The following is a 20,479-nucleotide window of genomic DNA, read 5'->3' as shown; positions in this document are numbered from 1 at the left end:
GGCGGTTCAATCTAGGCACCGGCGCCGCCTTTTTTGGCCGCCGCCATGCCCTGCTCGAGCAGCGCCTGGAGCGTGATCATCGATTGCCGCTCCTCGGGCGCGATGCGGCCATCGACCTCGGCGACGACGGCGCAAGCCTCCTCGATGAGCGGCAGGGCTTCCGGGCGTTCCTTCGTCAGGCGGCGCACGATCCCCGCGACATCGAGCGTGTCGGGGACATGCCGGCGCGCCCAGCGCACCGCGTGGGCGATCTCTCCCTCATCCGGCACGAGACGAAGCTCAGCCGCGCGCGCTGCGGCAAATTCCTCGATCACGCCACGCTCGGCAGGGGCGAGCCGGCCATCGGCCGCCCCGACCACGGCGAGGATGCGCAATTCATCACCGATCTCGGAAATGACCGAGCGGATCGGCGGTCGTTCCGGCCGATCGCCACCCAAAATGGCGACCGCGATTTCGACCTGGGCCAGCTTCCCCTCGGCATCGGTGTCGAAGCCGGTGACCGTGACCTGATGGCTGTCGCCCTCGGCAAGCGAGCTTGCAACCCAGCCGCGGCTTGCCGGTATATGACCGATACAGGTCTCGCCATGAAAACACGCGACAGCGCCCGGAGCCTGCGGCCCCGGGGCGAGAGTCAGCCGGTCACCCTCTCGCACGCGCGAGATAGTGTCGACGCTGAGCCCGACGACAACGCAGGGATGCGGCCGCATCGTTCCTCTTTAGCCTAAGACTTGCCCCTCACCCCGAGTCTGCACCGCACCGGAGCGCCGGTCAAATCGACAAAAAAGAAACGCCCGGTTTTCACCGGGCGCAAGTCGTCAGAGGATTACACAAGACGGTATTCGACATAACGCACTCACCACCGCGCGGGGAGTGAGGAATCTATGCGTCCATCTTGAGTTTTCCTTGTCTATCGAAGCGCCGTCAGGCCGCCTGGAACTTGCCGGCATATTGCGTGCGAAGCTCGGCAAACCAGGACGGCTCGGGCGGGCGATGCCAGAGCTTCTTCAGGGCGTCGCCCGGGAAAGCTTCCTGGAAGTTGCGCTTGGCGACATCGGAGAGCAGCGCATCGGCGCCGGTGACCACTGGATTGTAGCCGGAGCCTTCCGCCAGCTTGGCCGAGATTTCGGGCGTGTACAGGAAGTCGATGAAGGCATAGGCCTGCTCCGCGTTTTTTGCCGCCTTGGTGATCGACAGGCCGTCGAGCCAGGTGATGGCGCCTTCTTTCGGCGCCTGGTAGTTCACCGGCTTGCCGTCCTTCTTCAGGCTGAGCGCCGGCCCGTCCCAGGTGAGCCCGATCCACACGTCGTTTTCGAGCAGGCCCGATTTGGTGTTGTCGGCCGAATCCCAGAACTGCTTGATCCACGGCTTGTGCTCGATCGCCACTTTGAGGATCTCGTCATAGATCTTCTTGAAGGCATCCGGGTCCTTATAGGCGTCGAGCAGCCGGTTGCTCGGCAGTTTGCCATTGCCGTCGAGCCAGAGGCCGACGCCGGCGAGGAGCGAATGCGGACGGCCCTGGACATGGCCTTTGACCGCCTCGCCCCACAGATCGCCATAACTCAGCGCCGTCGGATCGCCCTTCCACTGGTCGGTGCGCCAGGAGATCGCTTCCGTGCCCCACAGATGCGGCAGATGATAGAGACCGCCATCCCAGGTCCAGATGCTGGACGAGCTTTCGATGAAGGAGCCCAGCACATTGCCGACATTCTTGAGCTTCTTGGTGTCGAGCGGCGCCAGCACGTCGAGATCCTTGAATTGCGGTGCGCGGTCGCGCGTCGGCTGGACCAGGTCGAAGCCTTCGCCCTGAGTCGCCTGCAATTTGTTGATCTGCTCTTCATTCTGCGAAAAGGGCGTCGAATTCACCTTGATGCCAGTCGCCTTCTCGAATTCCGGGATTACCGGATCGGGAAATTCATCCGACCAGTTGAGAAGATTGAGCTCGCCCGAGGAGGAAAGCGCCGACCGGACATAGGCCGGTCCTGTAGCGATCAGGGCGCTGGCGGCGAGTGCCGCTTTGGTGAAGCTCCGCCGGTTGAATTTGCGGGCGGCCGCAAGGGTGAGAAGCGTCTCATTGTCTTTGGTCATCGCACGTCCTCATTGTTGAAAGGGTGAAACATTCATGCAAAGAGCGGCGCTGACGACAATTGAGTTTTATTTGACCCGGCCGGCAAGAGAACTGTCAGACGTGACCGAGCACGATGTTCTGCAACCGCGCCGCCTCGGCGCCGGAGCGCCGATGACGCGGCAGGTCGACCTTCTGATCGAGCGCGACATTGCCGTCACGCAGCACGATGATGCGGTCCGCCAAGGTAACGGCTTCGGCGACATCATGGGTGATGAGGATCGTGGTGAAGCGATGCGCGCTCCAGATACGGATGAGGAGCTCATGCATTTCGGCACGCGTCAGCGCATCGAGCGCGCCGAAAGGTTCATCGAGGAGCAGTACACCCGGCCGGCTGACCAGTGCCCGCGCCAGCGCCACGCGCTGCTTCTGCCCGCCCGACAGCACCGCCGGCCAGTCCTGGGCGCGATCCGCGAGACCAACATCCTGCAAGGCCTGTTTGGCCGTCTCGCGCCACCCGGTGTCGCGGGAAATGCCGACATTGTTCAACACCCGCTGCCACATCAGAAGCCGGGCATCCTGGAAGAGGAGGCGAACGCGTCCCTGGAGACCACGCACCTCGTCGCCGGCAATGGCGAGATGCCCGTCCGAGACCGGATCGAGGCCGGTGATCAGCCGGAGCAAGGTCGTCTTGCCGCAGCCGGAGCGCCCGACGACGGCGACGAATTCGGAAGCCTCGATCGACAGCGAAAGCGTGTTGAGGACGCTGCGCCCGCCGAAGCGCTTCGAGATCTTATTGAGCGTGACGGGAAGACCGAGGGCCGACTCCCGCTCTGCGACCGGGGTGGCGAACTCTTCTTCGTCAGGAGGCTCGAGCCGCTTCAGCTTGAGCTGGGCGACGCTGTTCATATCGCCGCCCCCGCATTTTCCTGATAGCTCGGATGCCAGGCGAGCGCACGCTTCTCGATCCAGCGGGTCGCCACATCGGCGAGCTTGCCCAGCAGCGCATAGACGATGATGCCGAGCAGCACGATGTCGGTCTGCATGAATTCGCGCGCATTCATCGTCATGTAGCCGAGCCCTGAGGACGCCGAGATCGTCTCCGCCACGATGAGGGTGAGCCACATGATGCCGAGCGCGTAACGTAAGCCCACCAGGATGGAGGGCAGTGCCCCCGGCAGGATGATCCGCCACAACAGGGCCGTAGGCTTCAGCCCATAGACGCGCCCCATCTCGATCAGTCCACGATCGACAGTGCGCACCCCGTGATAGGTGTTGAGATAGATCGGGAAGAGGACGCCGATCGTCACCAGGAAGATCTTCGCCGCCTCGTCGATCCCGAACCACAGGATGACGAGCGGGATGATCGCCAGATGCGGCACGTTGCGCAGCATCTGCATGCTCGAATCGAGAAGCTTCTCGGCCGGCGGCCACAGGCCGTTGAGCATGCCGAGCAGGAAGCCGAGAATGCCGCCGATGGCGAGGCCTTTCAGCGCCCGCTCGCCACTGATCAGCGTATTGGCCCACAGCGAGCCGTCGCGCAGCGTTGCGATGAAAGCAAGCGCCACCGAGCTCGGCGCCGGCAGGAGTCTGGCGGCAAGAATGCCGCTGCGGGCGCTCACCTCCCACAACACCAGGATGGCCACCGGCACGAGCCAGGTGAGCGCTTTGTCGAGGATCTTGTTCAGCGTCACGGGCGATCAGGTGATTTTCGGCACCGCCTCGGCGATCGAGATCGCCTTGGGGATCAGCCCGAGCTTGTGGAACGCATCGGCGATCTGCTGTTGCTGCGCGACGACCTCGGCACTGATCGGCTTGACGCCGAAAGTCTGCCGTTCGAGCGCGACCTTGAGCACGGGGGCCGGAATACCGACACTCGCCGACAGCTGATCGGCGACCGCATCCGTATTGCCATTGGCCCAGGCGTCGAGCTTGCCGATCTCGGCGATCACGACATCGAGCGCCTGCGCATGCGCCGACACGAAATCGCGCGTACCGAGGTAGAACTGATGATTGGCGACGAGCCCCTCGCCATTGACGAGCGTGCGCGCCCCGGTCGCCGCCTCGGCGGCAGCCTGGAACGGATCCCAGATGACCCAGGCATCGACCGAGCCCTGCTCGAAGGCGGCGCGCGCATCGGCGGGCGGCAGGAACTTGGTCTCGATGTCCTTATAGGCGACTTGGGCCTGCTCGAGCGCCTTGACCAGCAGATAATGGACATTCGAGCCCTTGTTCAGGGCAACCTTCTTGCCCTTGAGATCGCTCACCGACTGGATCGGGCTGTCCTTCGGCACCAGGATCGCCTCGCCGCGTGGCGCCGGCGGCTCATGCGCCACATAGAAGAGCGGCGCTCCGGCGGCCTGCGCGAAGATCGGCGGCGCCTCGCCGGTCGAGCCGAAATCGATGGCGCCCACATTCAACCCCTCGAGAAGCTGCGGGCCCGCCGGGAACTCGGTCCAGCTGACACTGTAGCCCAAGGGTTCGAGCGCCTTTTCGAGCGCGCCCTTGCCTTTGAGCAGGATGAGCGTGCCATATTTCTGGATGCCGATGCGGACCGTCTTGGTTTCAGCCCGCACGGGCCCTGAGGCCGCGGCGAGCGCCAAACCGGCGGCGCCTAAACCGGCGGTCAGCACTCCGCGTCGTGAAAATCGCAACGTCATCGGTCGAGCTCCATGAATACTGGTTTCCTGGAGGTTACCCACGGAACCGGAGCGGAACGGAATGAAATAACCTAAATTGTCCGGTTACATTTCCTGAGCGCGGGACCGATGCTCAGAGCGCCCTTGCCTTTTGGCGGGGGCGGAATATCCTTTGGCCTGCAAAGAAAAAGAACAAATGAGGGAGGGAGTTTGACCGCAAAGGCCTCAAAGCCCGGCGACCCGATGGTTCGCTTCGTGGACGTCCAGAAGAGCTATGACGGCAAGACATTGGTCGTCAAAAATCTCAATCTGGATATCGCCAAGGGCGAATTCGTCACCATGCTGGGCCCGTCGGGGTCGGGCAAGACGACGACGCTTCTGATGCTCGCCGGCTTCGAGGCGGCTACCAGCGGCGAAATCTATCTCAACGGCCAGCCCATCAGCGGAATGCCGCCGCACCGGCGCGGCATCGGCATGGTCTTCCAGAATTATGCCCTCTTCCCGCATATGACGGTCAACGAAAACCTCGCTTTCCCGCTCCAGGTCCGCCGCATGGACAAGGCGGAGATCGAGCGCCGGGTGAAAACCGCCCTCGAAATGGTGGAGTTGCCGGGCTTCGGCGCCCGCCGGCCGGCCCAGCTGTCGGGCGGCCAGCAGCAACGCGTGGCGGTCGCCCGCGCTCTGGTTTTCGATCCCGATCTGGTGCTGATGGACGAGCCCTTGGGCGCGCTCGACAAGCAGCTGCGCGAGCAGATGCAATATGAGATCCGCCATCTGCATGACCGGCTCGGCATCACCGTCGTCTATGTCACCCACGACCAGGGTGAAGCGCTCACCATGTCGGACCGCATCGCCGTCTTCAATGACGGCGTCATCCAGCAGCTCTCGACCCCGGCCGAGCTCTATGAGCGGCCGCAGAATTCCTTCGTCGCCCAGTTCATCGGCGAGAACAACCGTTTGCGCGGCGTCGTCGAGGACATAGGCAGCGGCAATTCCTGCGCCGTGCGGCTATCCTCCGGCGAGCTTATCAACGCCTCCGCCGTGAAAGTGGCGCGGAAAGGCGACCGCACTTTGCTGTCGCTGCGCCCGGAGCGGGTGAAGATCAATCCGGCGGTCAATGGGGCCACCAACGTCGTCGATGGCAACATCGAAGAGATCATCTATCTCGGCGATCATGTCCGCACCCGGCTGAAGGTGGCGGATCAGACCGATTTTATCGTGAAGATCCCCAACAACACCGACCGCCCCAATCTCAAGGAAGGGATGAAGGTCAAGATCGGCTGGTCGGCGGAGGATTGCCGGGCGCTCGACGACGCCTGATTTTACGTAATACCCCTGAGCCTTTCCGACCGGCGCCGCAGCAATTCGACGCCGATGAGCAGGCAGATCGACAGTATCACCTGAACCGTCGCCGCCGCGGTGATCGTCGGGCTGATCATCTCGCGGATGCCGCTGAACATCTGCTTCGGCAGCGTGCGCTGCTCGGCGCTCGACAGGAACAGCGCCACCACGACCTCATCGAAAGAGGTCACGAAGGCGAAGAGCGCGCCGGAGATCACGCCCGGCAGGATGAGCGGCAGGATCACCCGTCGGAATACGGTGACGGGCGCAGCACCAAGCCCCTGCGCGGCGCGCTGTAGGCTCCAGTCGAAATTGGTGAGTGTCGAGGTCACCGCGATCACCACGAAAGGCGTGGCGAGCGCCGTATGGGCCAGCGCCAGGCCGGTGAAGGTGCCGATCAATCCGAAATAGCCGAAGGACATGAAGACCGCGACCGCGACGACGATCACCGGCACGATCATCGGCAGCAGCAATATACCGAGGATCACGCTGCGCGCCGGCAGATGCGCGCGAGACAGGCCGAGCGCCGCCATGGTGCCGAGCGCCGTCGACACGATGGTGACCGTGATGGCGAGCTTGATGCTGAGGAACAGAGCGCCGGTCCAGCGCTCATTGCCGAAGAAATCCTCATACCATCTGAGCGACAGACCGGGCATCGGATAGGTGAAATAGGGCTCGGCATTGAAGGAGAGTGGCACGATGGCGAGGATCGGCGCGATCAGGAACAGAAGCACCAGCGCAGTGAAGATCCAGCCGCCATAGAACAGCGCCTTTTCGATCGGCATGGCATAGGGGGCGGGTTTCAGCATGGGTTAGCCGAGCTTCACTTTGTCGATGCCGACGATGCGATTGTAGATGAAGAACAGGACGAAGGTGGCGAAGAGCAGGATCAGGCTGAGCGCGCTCGCTTTGCCCCAATTGTTCTCCTGGTTCATGGCCGAGGCGATGACGCCCGAGACCATCTGGTCCGATGCGCCGCCGACCAGCGCCGGGGTGATGTAATAGCCGAGGCAGAGGATGAAGGTGAGCAGGCAGCCGGCGCCGATGCCCGGCAGCGTCAACGGCAGGTAGACGCGGAAGAAGGAATAGAGCGGTCCGCCGCCGAGCGAGCGCGCGGCGCGCATATAGGACGGCGATATGCCCTTCATCACGCCATAGATCGGCAGAAGCGTGAAGGGCAGCTGGATATGCACCATCGCCGTCACCGTGCCGAAGCGGCTGAAGATCAGCTTGAATGGCCCGTCGGATAGATGCAGGAACTGGATGAGATTATTGACCGGGCCATTGTCCTGGAGCAGCACGAACCACGCCGTCGTGCGCACCAATAGCGATGTCCAGAACGGCACCAGGATGAAGATGAGCAGGAGATTGGCGAGCCGCTCCGGCGCATGGGCCAGCATGAAGGCGACGGGATAAGCGAGCGCCAGGGTGATCAGCGTCACCAGCGCGCTGATATAGAAGGTGCGCAGGAGGACATTGATATAGACCGCCTGCGACTTGGCGACCGGCACGATGTTGTTGTCGACATTACGTTCGAGGTCGAGCGAGCGCAGCAGGTAGAAATCGGTATAGGAGCGTCCCGCCTGCTTGATCTTGGCCCAGATCAGCCGGTCGCCCCACATCTTGTCGAGCGCGATGAGTTGATCCTTATAGGGCGGCGCCGTCATCTCCGTGGCCTTGTTCGCCGCGGCGATGACCTTGCTGCGCACACCGGAGATTTCGTAATTCAGCCTTTTGCCGACGAGGGCGGCGCTGTTGGTTTCGGCGACTTTCTTGAAATCTGCCACCAGCGCCGCATAGGTTGCTTCGTCGGGAAGATCCTTGCCGTCCCAATTCTGCAAGGCCTGCAAAGTCGTGGGAAGCGTCTGCGCCACGCTCGGATCATAGATGGCGCGCGACAGCAGATAGATGACGGGTGCCGCGAAGGTGACGACGACGAATAGCAGCAAGGGCAGAATGAGAACCGCCGCGCGCAGATGGCCGCGCCGCTCGGCAGCAGCGAATTGCCACGGTAGCCCTGGCGCCGTCGCGACGGTCTCAGTCATTCGTCAGCCATTTCGAGATCGCGGGGGCGTTTCAGCCCCCGCTATCCATGGTGTTTATTGCGCCACCCAGACATTGAAGCGCTCACGCAATGCGTCGAGATTGTCGCCCCAGAATTTCGCATTGACGATGAAACCGGTCTTCATGTTGTCCGGATTGGTGGGCAGATCGGGCGTGATCTTGGGATTGGTATTGGCGATCGCGTTCTTATTGCCCGGGCCATAGGAGATGTAGTTCGTCTGGTCGGCCTGACGGTCGGCGCGGCCGGCGAAGGCGATGAACTTGTACGCCGTGTCGCGATGCTTGGAGCCCTTGACGACATTCCAGCCCTGCCAGTCGAGCGCCTGGTGATCCCACAGGACGGCGAATGGCTTCTTGTCCTCATGCACGGCCTTGTAGATGCGGCCGTTCCAGGCCGAGGTAAGAACCACCTGGCCGTCGGCGAGGAGTTGCGGCGGCTGGGCGCCGGCCTCCCACCACACGACATCCTTCTTGATCGTGTCGAGCTTGGCGAAAGCGCGATCGACACCCTCGGGCGTCGACAGCACATTATACACGTCCTTGACGTCGACGCCGTCGGCGATCAGCGCCCATTCAAGATTGATGAAGGGCGACTTCTGCAGGCCGCGCTTGCCCGGATATTTCTCGAGGTCATAGAAGGCCGCGATCGAGGTCGGCGCTTCCTTCACTTTGGACGTGTCATACGCGAGCACGGTCGAATAGAGAATGCTCGGCACGACGCATTCGCTCGCATCGGCGCTGATGAAATCGTCACGCTTCAGCCCGAGCTTGTCCCAGTCGATCTTCTCGACGATGCCTTCGGCGCAGGCGGCGAGGGTGGTCATGGAGTCGTTTTCCACCACATCCCAGGTGACATTGCCGGATTCGACCATGGCGCGGACTTTGGCGATTTCGCCGTTGAATTCCTCTTCGACGACCTTGTCGCCCGCTTCCTTCATGAAGGGTTCGAAAAACGCCTTGCGGACACTGTCCTGATAGGCGCCGCCCCAGGAGACGACGGTGACGTCGTCCGCCAGCGACGGAACTGAAAGCACTGCGAGTAGACACGCGGCCGAGAATAATCTGAGTTTCATGACTTATCTCCCTGGCTTGTTCTTTTCATCAGATCGATATTCCCGGATAAACATGCCTGAATCAAGCACCTCGGGAGAATGATTATGGCCAAGGTCGAAGAGCGCCTGGCGAAGCTGGGCCTGAAACTGCCCGGTCCGGTCAAGGGACCGCCGGGTGTCGTGCTGCCGTTCCAGTTCGTCAGAGTCTTAGGTACCAGGGCCTTTATCTCAGGCCACGCACCGACCCAGGAGGACGGCTCGATCGCCGGTCCCTTGGGCAAAGTGGGGCGCGACCTGACCGTGGATGAAGCCTATCTAGCGGCGCGCCTCACCGCTTTGGCCATGCTGGGCAGTCTTGCGCGTGCCTTGGACGATCTCGACCGCGTCGCCGCCTGGACAAGGGTCTTCGGCATGGTCAATTCGGCGCCAGGATTCACCAGCCAACCCAGCGTCATCAACGGTTTCTCCGATCTGATCCTCGATGTCTTCGGCCCCGATATCGGCGCCCATGCGAGGAGTGCCGTCGGCATGGCGGAGCTGCCCTTCAACATCCCAGTGGAAATCGAAGCCGAAGTCGCGATAGTGTGATCGGGAACCCCTTGTCGAATAACTGTAGTGGAGCAGCGTGGCGAAAGATGAAAGAGGATCGGCGGAACTCAATTTGACCGCCCTGGCCGGCCGGCCGCCACGCATTTCTGAGGAACATGCCGCCCGGATCGCCCGGGAAGTCTTCGCCCGCGAGGGAACCCCTCGCCTCCTCTATGGCGAACGCGATCAGAATTTTCACATCACCGCGCCCGGCGGCCAGGACATTCTCCTGAAGATCGTCGACGGCCAGGAAGACCCGCAGGTCGTCGACCTGCAGCTCTCGGCCTTGCAGCACGTGGCGCGGATTGATCCCTCTTTGCCAGTGCCGCGCCTCATCAAAACGCGTAACGGAGAACATCTGGCGCAGGTGGAGGGCCCGCAAGGCGAGCTTTATGCCGTCTACGCTTTGTCTTTCCTGCCCGGCGAGATGCTGGAAGGCACACCGGCGGCGCCTCCGCTTCTGACCGAGATCGGCCGCGTCGTCGCCCGCCTCGGCCTCGCTTTGCGCGGCTTTTTCCACGGCGCCGCCGGCCGGCGCATCGCCTGGGACCCGCGCCAGGCGGCCTCCTTGCGCCCGCATACACCTCTCATTGCCGATCGTCAGATGCGTGGGATCGTGGAGAAAGCGCTCGACCGCTTCATCGCACTTGAGCCTCAGCTTCAGCGCCTGCGCAGCCAGGTGATCCATCACGACTGCCATCCCGGCAATCTGCTGGTCGATCATGCGCGCGGCAAGGTCACCGGCCTTCTCGATTTCGGCGACATGATCCATGGGCCGCTGCTCTTCGATCTCGCCATACCCATGGCCGAGACGCAAGGCGTGGACCTGTCACCGCTCGAGGCCGCGACGCGCGTGCTCGCGGGCTATAGCAGCGTCACACCGCTGGAAGACGCCGACTATGCGCTTCTCTATGACACGATCCAGGCGCGCCATGCGGTGACGCTCGCCATTCATGGCTGGCGCACCAGGCATGATCCGGAAGCTGCGGCGAAGCTCGATGCCTATTGCGCGATCAATGGTCCGATCCTCGCGGAGCTGACCGAGATCGGACCGGACAAAGCCCTGGCCGCCTTCCGCGCTGCGCGCCTCGATGCTGTCGAGACGGAAGCGCTCGTCAAGCGCCGCCGCGCGGTGATGGGCCGCAATCTCGAACTGTCCTACGCAAAGCCTGTCCATGCTGTGAAGGGTGACGGCGTCTTCCTATGGGAGCCCGACGGCACCCGCCTGCTCGATGTCTATAACAACGTGCCCTCGGTCGGCCATGCGCATCCCGAGGTCGTCGAGGCCGTCGCCCGCCAGGCGAGCCAGATCTGCTCCAACACGCGTTATCTGCATGAAACGGTGGTCGCCTATGCCGAGCGCATCACCCGCACCATGCCGAAGGGCCTCGACAAATGCCTGTTCGTGAACAGCGGCAGCGAGGCCAATGACGCGGCCTGGCGCATCGCCAAGGCGGTCACCGGCAATTCGGGCGCCATCATCATCGCCAACGCCTATCACGGCATATCGGATGCAATCGCCGCACTATCGCCTTACAGCGGACCGCTCGCCATCCCCTCGCCGCCGCATGTCGAGGCGCTGGAGCCGCCCGATATCTATCGCGGGCGCTTCCGTGAGGATCATCCCGATGCGGCGACGGCCTATGCCGCGGATGCCGACCGGGTCATCGCGGCTTTAGCGCAGCGTGGCCATCGGCCCGCCGCCTTGATGATCGATTCCGCTCATACGGCACATGGCATTCTCGACGTGCCGAAGGGCTGGCTGGCGCAGGTGGCGGAGAAGGTCCGCGCCGCCGGCGGCATCATCATCGCCGATGAGGTCCAGCCGGGCTTCGGCCGCATGGGCGCAGCCTTCTGGGGCTTTGCCGCGCAGGGCATCGTTCCCGACATCGTCACCATGGGCAAGCCGATGGCCAATGGCCATCCGGTCGGCCTCGCCGTCACGCGCGAGGACATCCTCGCCAGCTTCACCGGCCGCGTCGATTTCTTCTCGACCTTCGGCGGCAATCCGGTGTCGGCCGCGGCGGCGCTCGCCACCTTGACCGTCATCGAGCGCGACGAGCTGCAGCGTAAAGCGCGCGAAACCGGCGACTTCTTCCGCGCCGGCATCAAGGCGCTCGCGCAACGCCACCAGATGATCGGCGATGTACGCGGCAGTGGGCTGATGACCGGCGTCGACATCGTCGCCGATCAAGCCACACGCGCACCCTCGGCACCGGAAGCAAAACGCATCACCAACCGCTTGCGCGAGTTGGGCGTGCTGGTCGGCATCGACGGGCCCTACGGCAATGTCCTGAAGGTCAGGCCGCCTCTGCCCTTCAACCGGGAGCATGCCGAATTGGCGCTTGCCGCAATGGACAGAGCAATGGAGATCTAGTCGAAGCGATAGAAGCGGCGCGCATTGTCATGGAACAAAGCTCGCTGCTCAGGCGTCAGCAGATGCGCTACCGCCTGCTTGAAGTTCGTGTAGATCTCCGAGAATGACATCTGCAGATCGGCGACCGGGAAATCCGTGCCGAACATCGCGCGCTCAGTGCCGAAGGCCTTGAGACAATCCCGCACCACGGCCTGGATGCTTTGCGGCGTCCATTGTGGGTCATAGGCGCCGGGATTGGAGATTTTCAGTGCGATATTCGGGCGCGACGCCATGAGCGCGAGGCCGTCGCGCCAGCGCCGCATGCCGGCTTCGTCGCGGTCGATCGGGCTGGCGCAGTGATTGACGATGATCTGCAGTTTGGGAAAGGCCTGCGCGATGTCGAACACGGCCTGCGCCTGATAGGGATAGGCCATCAATTCGAGATGCAGGCCCGCCTCGCCGAGAAGCCCGACATCGCGCCGCCAGTCCTCGTCGTAGCCGAGATCGGCCCGCTTGATGAAGCTCTTCTGCGGCTGTGTCGGATGATGGCTCAATATGCCCCTCAAGCCGACGACGCGTTTGACCGCCGCCTGCCTGGCGATGACGTCGCGCGCTTCCGGCGTGCCGAGCGGCGCCCGCGCCACATAACGCAGAGCCACGCCTTGTGATTTGTCGAGGCCCTCGAGCCACAAGGTCTCGCCGATCGCATCGTCTTCCTGCCAGAGCGCCTCGATATGGACGGTGCCGACGACGTTGTGGCCGGCGGAATCCTTGAGGTAGTCGGCGACCAGATAATTGCGCCGCAACGGCTCCAGTCCGCCCAGCGCCTCGACCGCGCCCTCGACGGGCATGAGCCAGCGATGCTTGCCCATGCCGTAATCCCACAAATGGTGATGCGGATCGATGACCGGTCCATCATACATGCGGCACGTCCTCCCTCTCTCAAAGTTTCAGCCCGGAAAGCCGAAAGCCTTCCGGGCTGATGTCAATGTGCCATGCTTCGCTTTGTCCGAGAAGTCCGCCTAAATCTTATTGTCGGTCGCAACCGCTTCGGAATAGGTCGGCCGCGAGGCGACGCGATAGGGGAAGACCTTGCGCAGCGCCACGAAGAAGACGGGGGTGAGGAACAGGCCGAAGAAGGTGACGCCGAGCATGCCGGAGAACACCGCGGTGCCGAGCGATTCACGCATCTCGGCACCCGGGCCGGTCGCCAGCATCAAGGGCACGACGCCGAGGATGAAGGCGAAGGCCGTCATCAGGATCGGCCGCAGGCGCAGGCGACATGCCTCGACCACCGCATCGACCGCATTCGCCCCGCGTTCTTCCGCCTGGCGCGCGAATTCGACGATCAGGATCGCGTTCTTGGCGGCGAGGCCGATGAGCACGATGAGGCCGATCTGGGTCAGGATGTTGTTGTCGAGGCCGCGCAAGTTGACACCGACCAGTGCCGCCAGGATGCTCAACGGTACGATCAGGATGATGGCGAAAGGCAGCACCCAGCTTTCATATTGCGCTGCCAGCGCCAGGAAGACGAACAGCACCGACAGGCCGAAGATGAAGATGGCGGTATTGCCGGTCTGGCGTTCCTGCAGCGACAGCTCCGTCCACTCGAAGGAGGTGCCTTGCGGCAGCGTCTTGGCGGCGAGGCCCTCCATCAGATCCAGCGCGGTCGTGGTCGACACACCGGGCGCGGCATTGCCCTGCAGCGGCACCGACACATACATATTGTAGCGCTGGATAAGCGAGGGGCCGGTCACATCGCGAATGGCGACGAGCGTGCCCATCGGCACCAATGCCCCGGTCGCCGAGCGCACCTTGAGCCGCAATATGTCGTCACGCTCGAGCCTATGCGCCTGATCGGCCTGGGCGCGCACCTGATAGACGCGGCCGAAGGCGTTGAAGTCGTTCACATAGGAAGTGCCGAGATTGATCGACAGCGTGTCGAAGATATTGGGGATCGGCACATTCAGCATGCGGGCCTTGTCGCGGTCGATCTCGAGGAAGAGCTGCGGGCTCGACGCCGAGAAGGTCGTATAGACACCGGTGAGGCCGGGCGTCTGGTTCGCCTGCTGCATCATGCCGTAAGCGAGCCCCAGGACACGGCGCACATCGGCGCTGTCGCGCTCCTGCAGCTGGATCTTGAAGCCGCCGGAATTGCCGATGCCGCGAATCGGCGGCGGCGGCACGGCGATGATGAAGGCCTCCTGGATCTCCTGCAGGCGGCCATAGAGGGCGCCGATGATGGCATTGGCGTTATGACCTTCCTTCAGGCGGTTCTCGAAGGAATCAAAGCGTGCGAAGACGACGCCCGAATTCGACGCGTTGGTGAAGGTGGCGCCCGAGAAGCCGGCAAAGGCGACCGCATCGGTGACGCCGGGCGTCGTGGCGATGATCTTCGAGGCACGCTGGATCACCTGGTCGGTGCGCGCCAGCGAGGCGCCTTCCGGCAGCTGGACCACCACGATGGCATAGCCCTGATCCATGGTCGGAATGAAGCCGCGCGGCGTCGTCTGCAAGGCATAGACCGTCGCCACCATGAGGCCGGCGAAGATCGCCAGCATGCCGATGAGCGCCAGCCATTTGCCGACCAGGAAACGCACGATCTTGCCATAGAGCTCCGACACCCAGTCGAAGCCGCGGTTAAAGCCATTGGCCGCGGCATTGATCCAGCGCGTCACGATGAAACGCGGCTGGGTGTGGCTGTGCGGCCGGAACAGAAGCGCGGCGAGTGCCGGCGACAAGGTCAGCGAGTTGATCGCCGAGATCACCGTCGCCACCGCGATGGTGATGGCGAATTGCAGATAGAACTGGCCTGAAATGCCGGGGATGAAGGCGGTCGGCACGAAGACCGCGATGAGGACGAGCGAGATGGCGATGACCGCCGCGCCCACCTCGTTCATGGTTCGGTGCGCCGCCGTCGCCGGATCGAATCCGAGCCCGATATTACGCTCGACATTCTCGACGACCACGATGGCGTCGTCGACCACGATGCCGATGGCGAGCACCAGGCCGAACAAGGTCAGCATATTGAGCGAGAAGCCGAAGGCATAGAGCACGGCGAAGGTGCCGATGAGCGACACCGGGATGGCGACGATCGGCACGATGGCGGTGCGCCAGGACTGCAGGAAGACGAGCACGACGATGACGACCAGGATGGCCGCCTCGATGATCGTCTTGTAGACCTCGTCGATCGATTCCGAGATGAATTCGGTCGGGTTGTAGACGATCTGATAAGCGAGGCCGGGCGGGAAGTCGGCCTTGAGCCGCTCCATCGTCGCCATGATCTCATCCGCCGAGGCGAGCGCATTGGTGCCGGGGCGCTGGAAGATGCCGAGCGCCACCGCAGGCTTACCGCTCAGATAGGAATTGGTGACATAGTCCTTGGCGCCGAGCTCGATGCGCGCCACGTCCTGCAGCTCGATCAGACGGCCAGCGTCGGTCGACTTGACGATGATGTAGCGGAACTGGCGGGCATCCTCGAAACGGCCCTGCGTCGTCACCGTATATTGGAAGGCATTGTCGCCCGGATTGGGCGGTGCCCCGATCGAGCCACCCGAGACCTGCACATTCTGCTCGCGCAGCGCCTGGACGACGTCGGCCGCAGTCATGCCATAGGCGGTGAGCTTGTCGGGATCGAGCCAGATGCGCAGCGAATATTCGCGCTCGCCGAAGATGATGAGGTCGCCGACGCCGTCGAGGCGAAGGAGCACGTCGCGCACCCTGGAGCGGGCATAGTTCGAGACATAGAGCTGGTCATAGGTCTCGTCGGGCGAGAGCATATGCACGACCATCATCAGGTCGGGCGAGCTTTTGGCGGTGACGACGCCGAGGCGGCGCACTTCTTCCGGCAATCTGGGCTCGGCGATCGACACGCGGTTCTGCACCAGCACCTGCGCCTGGTCGAGATCGGTGCCGAGCTTGAAGGTGATGGTCAGCGTCATCGCGCCGTCGGCGGTCGAATAGGAGGACATGTAAAGCATGCCCTCGACGCCGTTGATTTCCTGCTCGATCGGCGTGGCGACCGTCTTGGCGACGGTATCGGCATCGGCGCCCGGATAGCTGGCGCGCACCACGATGGTGGGCGGTGCGATTTCGGGATATTGCGCGATCGGCAGTTGCGTATAGGCGATGCCGCCGACGATCAGGAGAACGAGCGACAGGACCGTCGCGAAGATCGGACGGTCGACGAAGAAATGTGAAAATCTCATTGGGCGGCTCCACCCGCCTGCTCGGGCAGCACGACAAGCTCGGGCTTGACGGTGACGCCAGGACGCACGCGCATCAGGCCGTTGATGATGATGGTCTCATCGCCGGTGAGCCCTTCGCGCACGACGCGATAGCCATAGTTCTTCGGGCCGATGCGGATCGGCTTGGCGGCGACCTTGTTTTCGGCATCGACCACATAAACGATGCGGCGGTCCTGATCGGCGCCGATCGCCTCGTCGGGGACGAGGATGCCCTTATAGGGCAGCGAGCCCGGCATGTTGACGCGGCCGAACAGGCCCGGCTGCAGGATGAAATCCTTATTGGGGACCTGGGCGCGGATGCGCATCGTGCCGGTGGCTTGATCGATGCGGTTCTCGGCGAAGTCGAGCTTGCCGGCGACCGGAGATTCGGTGGCGTCCGACAGGCGGATGGTGACGTCGATGCCGCCCGCCCCTTCCTGCAGGCTCGCATTGCGCGACCGTGCATCGCGGGCATAGGCCAGGAACTGCCGCTCATCGACGTCGAAATAGAAATTGATCGGGTCGAGCGAGACGACGGTGGTGAGTGCCGTCTGGTCGGCTTGGACCAGATTGCCGACCGAGACGAGGCGGCGGTCGATGCGCCCGGAGAGCGGCGCTTTGATTTCGGTATATTCGAGATCGAGCTCGGCGCGCAGCACCGTGGCCTTGGCCCCTTGGACTTCGGCGAGCGCCGCCAGATATTCACGCCGCCGGTCATCGAGTGTGGAGATCGGAATATTGCCCGTTTCGGAGAGCTTTTCGGCCCGGCGGAACTGGCTTTCGGTGAAGGTGACCTGCGTCTGGGCGACGTCGAGCCGCGCTTTGGCCTCGTCGAGGGCGGTCTGGAAGGGCCGCTGGTCGATGGTGAACAGCAGGTCGCCCTGCTTGACGATCGAGCCGTCCCGGAAATGCACCTTGTCGAGATAGCCCCCGACCCGGGCCCGGACCGTGACCTCGTCCACCGCCTCGAAGCGGCCGATGAACTCGTCATCCTCGACGATTTCGCGGGTGAGCGGCTTGGCCACGGTGACGGTTGGCGGCGGTGGCGTCTGGGCCAAAACGGGGACGGCGGCCGCCCACAGGAATGACAGGGCGACGGCGAGGCGCGTCAGAGGCGCGGCGTGAATATGCATATGTGTGTCCCAGAAAGGCCGAGGCGAGGTGATCTTATGGCAAAATCAGGACATCGATAAGTGTGCAGTCGCACAGGCGTTGTCAACACCCTCTGACGCAGGCTTTCCAGGGGTATTCAGCTGACGCGCAGGTTAGGGCCAAAAAAGCCAATGGCCGGGCAGCTTGGCCCGGCCATGCGACTTTCGGCTAAGCCGAAATGTGGAAGCAAGTAACCGGCGCGGTAGCGCTCAGCCCAGCCGCTTGCGCGCCGCCAGCGTGCGCAGTCGCAACGCATTCAGGCGAATGAAGCCGGCCGCGTCCTTCTGGTCATAGGCGCCGCGATCGTCTTCGAAAGTGACGAGCTCATTGGAGTAGAGCGACTTCGGAGACTTACGTCCGGTGACGATGACATTGCCCTTATAGAGCTTGAGCCTCACCGCGCCTTCGACATTCTCCTGGCTCTTATCGATCATCGCCTGCAGCATCTCGCGCTCGGGCGCGAACCAGAAGCCGTAATAGATGAGCTCGGCATAACGCGGCATGAAGCTGTCTTTGAGATGCGCCGCCTCGCGATCGAGCGTGATCGATTCGATCGCGCGATGCGCCACATGCAGGATGGTGCCGCCCGGCGTTTCATAAACGCCACGCGACTTCATGCCGACGAAACGGTTCTCGACCAGGTCGAGCCGGCCGATGCCGTTGTCACGGCCGAAATCGTTGAGCGCGGTAAACAACGTCGCCGGCGACATGGCTTTGCCATTGAGCGCGATGGGATCGCCCTTCTTGAACTCGATCTCGATTTCGGTCGGCTTGTCGGGCGCCTCTTCCGGCGAGATGGTGCGCTGATAGACGTAAGGAGGCGGCTCGACCCACGGATCCTCCAGCACTTTGCCTTCCGAGGAGGAGTGCAGCAGATTGGCGTCGACCGAGAACGGCGCCTCGCCGCGTTTGTCCTTGGTCACCTGGATCTGGTGCTTCTCGGCGAAGTCGATGAGATCGGTGCGGCTCTTGAACTCCCATTCGCGCCAGGGCGCGATGACCTTGATGTCCGGGTTGAGCGCATAGGCGGTCAGCTCGAAGCGCACCTGGTCATTACCCTTGCCGGTGGCGCCATGGGCGACGGCATCGGCGCCGGTTTCCTTGGCGATCTCGATCAGGCGCTTGGCGATGAGCGGCCGGGCGATCGAGGTGCCGAGCAGATAGACGCCCTCATAAAGCGCATTGGCGCGGAACATCGGGAAGACGAAGTCGCGGATGAATTCTTCGCGCACATCCTCGATGAAGATCTCCTTGATGCCCATCCGCTGCGCTTTTTCGCGCGCCGGCTCGATCTCGCCGCCTTGGCCCAGATCGGCGGTGAAGGTCACGACCTCCGCGCCATATTCGGTCTGCAGCCATTTGAGGATGATCGAGGTGTCGAGGCCGCCGGAATAAGCGAGCACGACCTTCTTGACGCTGCCGCGTTTGGACATGATGTAATCCGTTCCCGTGAAAATCGCCGGCACTATACTGATGGACAGCCCAAACACAATGCGTCCAAAACTCGATTTCTGGTACGAATTCGCCTCCACCTACTCCTATCTGGCCGCACTCCGGATCGACGGCCTGGCCAGAGAACGAAAAGTGGACATCGTCTGGCGGCCCTTCCTGCTCGGGCCGATCTTCAAGGCGCAGGGCTGGGACAGCTCGCCCTTCAACCTGTTTCCGGCCAAGGGCGGCTATATGTGGCGTGACCTGGAACGACTTTGCGTCGCCCAGGGGCTCGCCTTCCGCAAGCCCGCCCCCTTCCCGCAATCGAGCCTGCTCGCCGCCCGCGTCGCCTGGACCGACCAGATGATCATCCACCGGCCCGAATTTTCCCGCCGGGTCTTACTCGCCGAATTCGCCGGAGGCGGGCGCATCGACGACGAGGCGGTGCTTGCCGGCATCTTGCGGAGCCTCGATCTCGACGACCGGGTCATCCTTGCGGCGGCCCGTACCGACAGGGTCAAATCGCGGCTGCGCCGGGAGACCGACGAGGCGATCCGGCTCGGGCTCTTCGGCGCCCCGAGCTTCGTCACCGCCGATGGCGAGCTCTTCTGGGGCAATGACCGGCTGGACGCAGCATTCGACTGGGTGGCAGGCCGGGCGGAGGACCTGTAATTACGCGTCGGCCTGACGGAAGCCGGCGCGCTGCCCGGCGATCGCCCAATAGACGAGGCCGGCGAGCAGAGCCGACAAAAGGATCGCCAGCGTGATGAGCCAGCGGTCGGGATTCATATCCAGGAACCAGTCGGGCACCAGCAGCAGGCCGGCGCCGACGGCGAGTGCCATGGCGACGAGGAGATGCAGCCAGAGCGCGCGCCAGGCGAAGATCTCGGTGAGCCCGTTGAGGATCGCTGCCGGGATGAAGGTCAGGATCATCACGATCCACATGACGTAGAAGAAGATGATGGGTGCTATCAGCAGCGCCAAAGGCGCGAAGCCCATCATCTGCCAGAGCTGGCTGTCGGGGTAGAAGGCGCTGATGATCGCGAGCAGCCCCGGAAAGGCTGCAGCGCCGGCCGCGAGCGCCACGAAATAGCCGAGCACGACAAAGGCGATGCGTTTGGCAATTTGGGCGATCATGGTGAGACGACCTCAATCGGTCTACCCGCATGGCGACCTGCGATGACCCAGTAGATGAAGCCACCCAGCAAGGCCGATAGGTTCGCAGTCATCTTTGCAGCAGGCGAGAGAGGGAGCAAATCTGAAAGCGTGAGCGCAGCGAAGATCAATACCCAACCGACAAGATAAACCCATAAGCGTCGCCAGCTGAATATCTCGGCTGTGGAGATAAGGATCAGGGTCGGTACAAGAGAAAAGAAGAACATACCCGTGATCGTGAGCATAAGAGCCGTGTATTCAGGACCAACGAGTTCGCCCCGCTCAGTCCAATAATACGAGGTGGGTCCGGTGACTAAAGTGACCTGCCAGACCGGTAGAGCGCTCACCACCGTTGCCGTCACATAGCCCAATGCGATAAGAGCAAAACGCTTGGCAATATGGGCGATCATCGA

The 20,479-nt window shown here is 62.9% G+C and carries 18 protein-coding genes; 4 read left to right on the top strand and 14 right to left on the bottom strand.

Annotation, left to right across the window (positions count from 1 at the left end):
* Positions 1-11: 11 nt before the first annotated feature.
* From JHL16_RS01095 to JHL16_RS01075, 5 genes are all read right to left on the bottom strand, one after another.
* Entirely contained in the window at positions 12-707 is a 696-nt protein-coding gene (locus JHL16_RS01095; protein ID WP_200183054.1) for a tellurite resistance TerB family protein, read from the bottom strand.
* 214 nt (positions 708-921) lie between these two features.
* Complete coding sequence (locus tag JHL16_RS01090) at positions 922-2,085, bottom strand: extracellular solute-binding protein (protein WP_200183053.1); 1,164 nt, start codon at positions 2,083-2,085, stop codon at positions 922-924.
* Positions 2,086-2,179: 94 nt separating this feature from the next.
* Positions 2,180-2,971: an ATP-binding cassette domain-containing protein gene (locus JHL16_RS01085; RefSeq protein WP_200183052.1), complete on the bottom strand. Its 792-nt coding sequence runs from the start codon at positions 2,969-2,971 to the stop codon at positions 2,180-2,182.
* Positions 2,968-3,756: an ABC transporter permease subunit gene (locus JHL16_RS01080; RefSeq protein ID WP_200183051.1), complete on the bottom strand. Its 789-nt coding sequence runs from the start codon at positions 3,754-3,756 to the stop codon at positions 2,968-2,970. The genes JHL16_RS01085 and JHL16_RS01080 overlap by 4 nt, the downstream gene beginning before the upstream one ends.
* Before the next feature lie 6 nt (positions 3,757-3,762).
* The gene (locus tag JHL16_RS01075) at positions 3,763-4,716 is read right to left on the bottom strand and encodes a sulfonate ABC transporter substrate-binding protein (RefSeq protein WP_420884507.1); all 954 of its coding nucleotides are present in this window, start codon (positions 4,714-4,716) and stop codon (positions 3,763-3,765) included.
* 228 nt (positions 4,717-4,944) lie between these two features.
* On the opposite strand from JHL16_RS01075, the gene JHL16_RS01070 reads away from it, so the two are divergent.
* The gene (locus JHL16_RS01070; RefSeq protein ID WP_200183049.1) at positions 4,945-6,021 is read left to right on the top strand and encodes an ABC transporter ATP-binding protein; all 1,077 of its coding nucleotides are present in this window, start codon (positions 4,945-4,947) and stop codon (positions 6,019-6,021) included.
* A 2-nt stretch (positions 6,022-6,023) separates the two neighbouring features.
* Here JHL16_RS01070 and JHL16_RS01065 read toward each other — a convergent pair whose 3' ends face one another.
* Genes JHL16_RS01065 through JHL16_RS01055 form a run of 3 tightly spaced genes read right to left on the bottom strand, consistent with a single transcriptional unit; the run spans position 6,024 to position 9,179 of the window.
* The gene (locus JHL16_RS01065; protein WP_137856633.1) at positions 6,024-6,851 is read right to left on the bottom strand and encodes an ABC transporter permease; all 828 of its coding nucleotides are present in this window, start codon (positions 6,849-6,851) and stop codon (positions 6,024-6,026) included.
* Between the two features lie 3 nt (positions 6,852-6,854).
* Complete coding sequence (locus JHL16_RS01060; RefSeq protein WP_200183048.1) at positions 6,855-8,087, bottom strand: ABC transporter permease; 1,233 nt, start codon at positions 8,085-8,087, stop codon at positions 6,855-6,857.
* A 54-nt stretch (positions 8,088-8,141) separates the two neighbouring features.
* Positions 8,142-9,179: an ABC transporter substrate-binding protein gene (locus tag JHL16_RS01055; RefSeq protein ID WP_200183047.1), complete on the bottom strand. Its 1,038-nt coding sequence runs from the start codon at positions 9,177-9,179 to the stop codon at positions 8,142-8,144.
* Between the two features lie 84 nt (positions 9,180-9,263).
* Here JHL16_RS01055 and JHL16_RS01050 point away from each other — a divergent pair, with 84 nt between their 5' ends.
* Together JHL16_RS01050 and JHL16_RS01045 are read left to right on the top strand one after the other, a co-directional pair.
* Complete coding sequence (locus JHL16_RS01050) at positions 9,264-9,746, top strand: RidA family protein (protein ID WP_200183046.1); 483 nt, start codon at positions 9,264-9,266, stop codon at positions 9,744-9,746.
* A 37-nt stretch (positions 9,747-9,783) separates the two neighbouring features.
* The gene (locus tag JHL16_RS01045; RefSeq protein WP_200183045.1) at positions 9,784-12,123 is read left to right on the top strand and encodes an aminotransferase class III-fold pyridoxal phosphate-dependent enzyme; all 2,340 of its coding nucleotides are present in this window, start codon (positions 9,784-9,786) and stop codon (positions 12,121-12,123) included.
* On the opposite strand, the gene JHL16_RS01040 is transcribed toward JHL16_RS01045, so the two are convergent.
* The 4 genes from JHL16_RS01040 to JHL16_RS01025 all read right to left on the bottom strand — a co-directional run bounded on the left by JHL16_RS01040 (position 12,120) and on the right by JHL16_RS01025 (position 18,913).
* A complete protein-coding gene (locus JHL16_RS01040; RefSeq protein ID WP_200183044.1) occupies positions 12,120-13,025 on the bottom strand; it encodes an amidohydrolase family protein in 906 nt (301 codons plus the stop codon). The two genes, JHL16_RS01045 and JHL16_RS01040, sit on opposite strands and share 4 nt — an antisense overlap.
* A gap of 99 nt (positions 13,026-13,124) precedes the next feature.
* Positions 13,125-16,310 (bottom strand): efflux RND transporter permease subunit, encoded by a 3,186-nt coding sequence (locus JHL16_RS01035; RefSeq protein ID WP_200183043.1) that lies wholly within the window; start codon positions 16,308-16,310, stop codon positions 13,125-13,127.
* Positions 16,307-17,461 carry an efflux RND transporter periplasmic adaptor subunit gene (locus tag JHL16_RS01030; RefSeq protein WP_200183042.1) on the bottom strand — a complete coding sequence of 385 codons (1,155 nt, stop codon included), beginning with the start codon at positions 17,459-17,461 and terminating at the stop codon, positions 16,307-16,309. Before JHL16_RS01030 ends, JHL16_RS01035 begins: the two co-directional genes overlap by 4 nt.
* Before the next feature lie 228 nt (positions 17,462-17,689).
* The gene (locus tag JHL16_RS01025; protein WP_200183041.1) at positions 17,690-18,913 is read right to left on the bottom strand and encodes an argininosuccinate synthase; all 1,224 of its coding nucleotides are present in this window, start codon (positions 18,911-18,913) and stop codon (positions 17,690-17,692) included.
* Positions 18,914-18,971: 58 nt separating this feature from the next.
* Here JHL16_RS01025 and JHL16_RS01020 point away from each other — a divergent pair, with 58 nt between their 5' ends.
* Positions 18,972-19,583, top strand: a complete 612-nt coding sequence (locus tag JHL16_RS01020; protein ID WP_200183040.1) for a 2-hydroxychromene-2-carboxylate isomerase — start codon at positions 18,972-18,974, stop codon at positions 19,581-19,583.
* On the opposite strand, the gene JHL16_RS01015 is transcribed toward JHL16_RS01020, so the two are convergent.
* Together JHL16_RS01015 and JHL16_RS01010 are read right to left on the bottom strand one after the other, a co-directional pair.
* Complete coding sequence (locus JHL16_RS01015; RefSeq protein WP_200183039.1) at positions 19,584-20,048, bottom strand: hypothetical protein; 465 nt, start codon at positions 20,046-20,048, stop codon at positions 19,584-19,586.
* Positions 20,045-20,476, bottom strand: a complete 432-nt coding sequence (locus JHL16_RS01010) for a hypothetical protein (protein WP_200183038.1) — start codon at positions 20,474-20,476, stop codon at positions 20,045-20,047. Before JHL16_RS01010 ends, JHL16_RS01015 begins: the two co-directional genes overlap by 4 nt.
* Positions 20,477-20,479 lie beyond the last annotated feature (3 nt).

This window comes from Taklimakanibacter albus, from assembly GCF_016595235.1.
Lineage (GTDB): Bacteria > Pseudomonadota > Alphaproteobacteria > Rhizobiales > Aestuariivirgaceae > Taklimakanibacter > Taklimakanibacter albus.
This window is presented reverse-complemented; position numbering and strand designations above follow the sequence as displayed.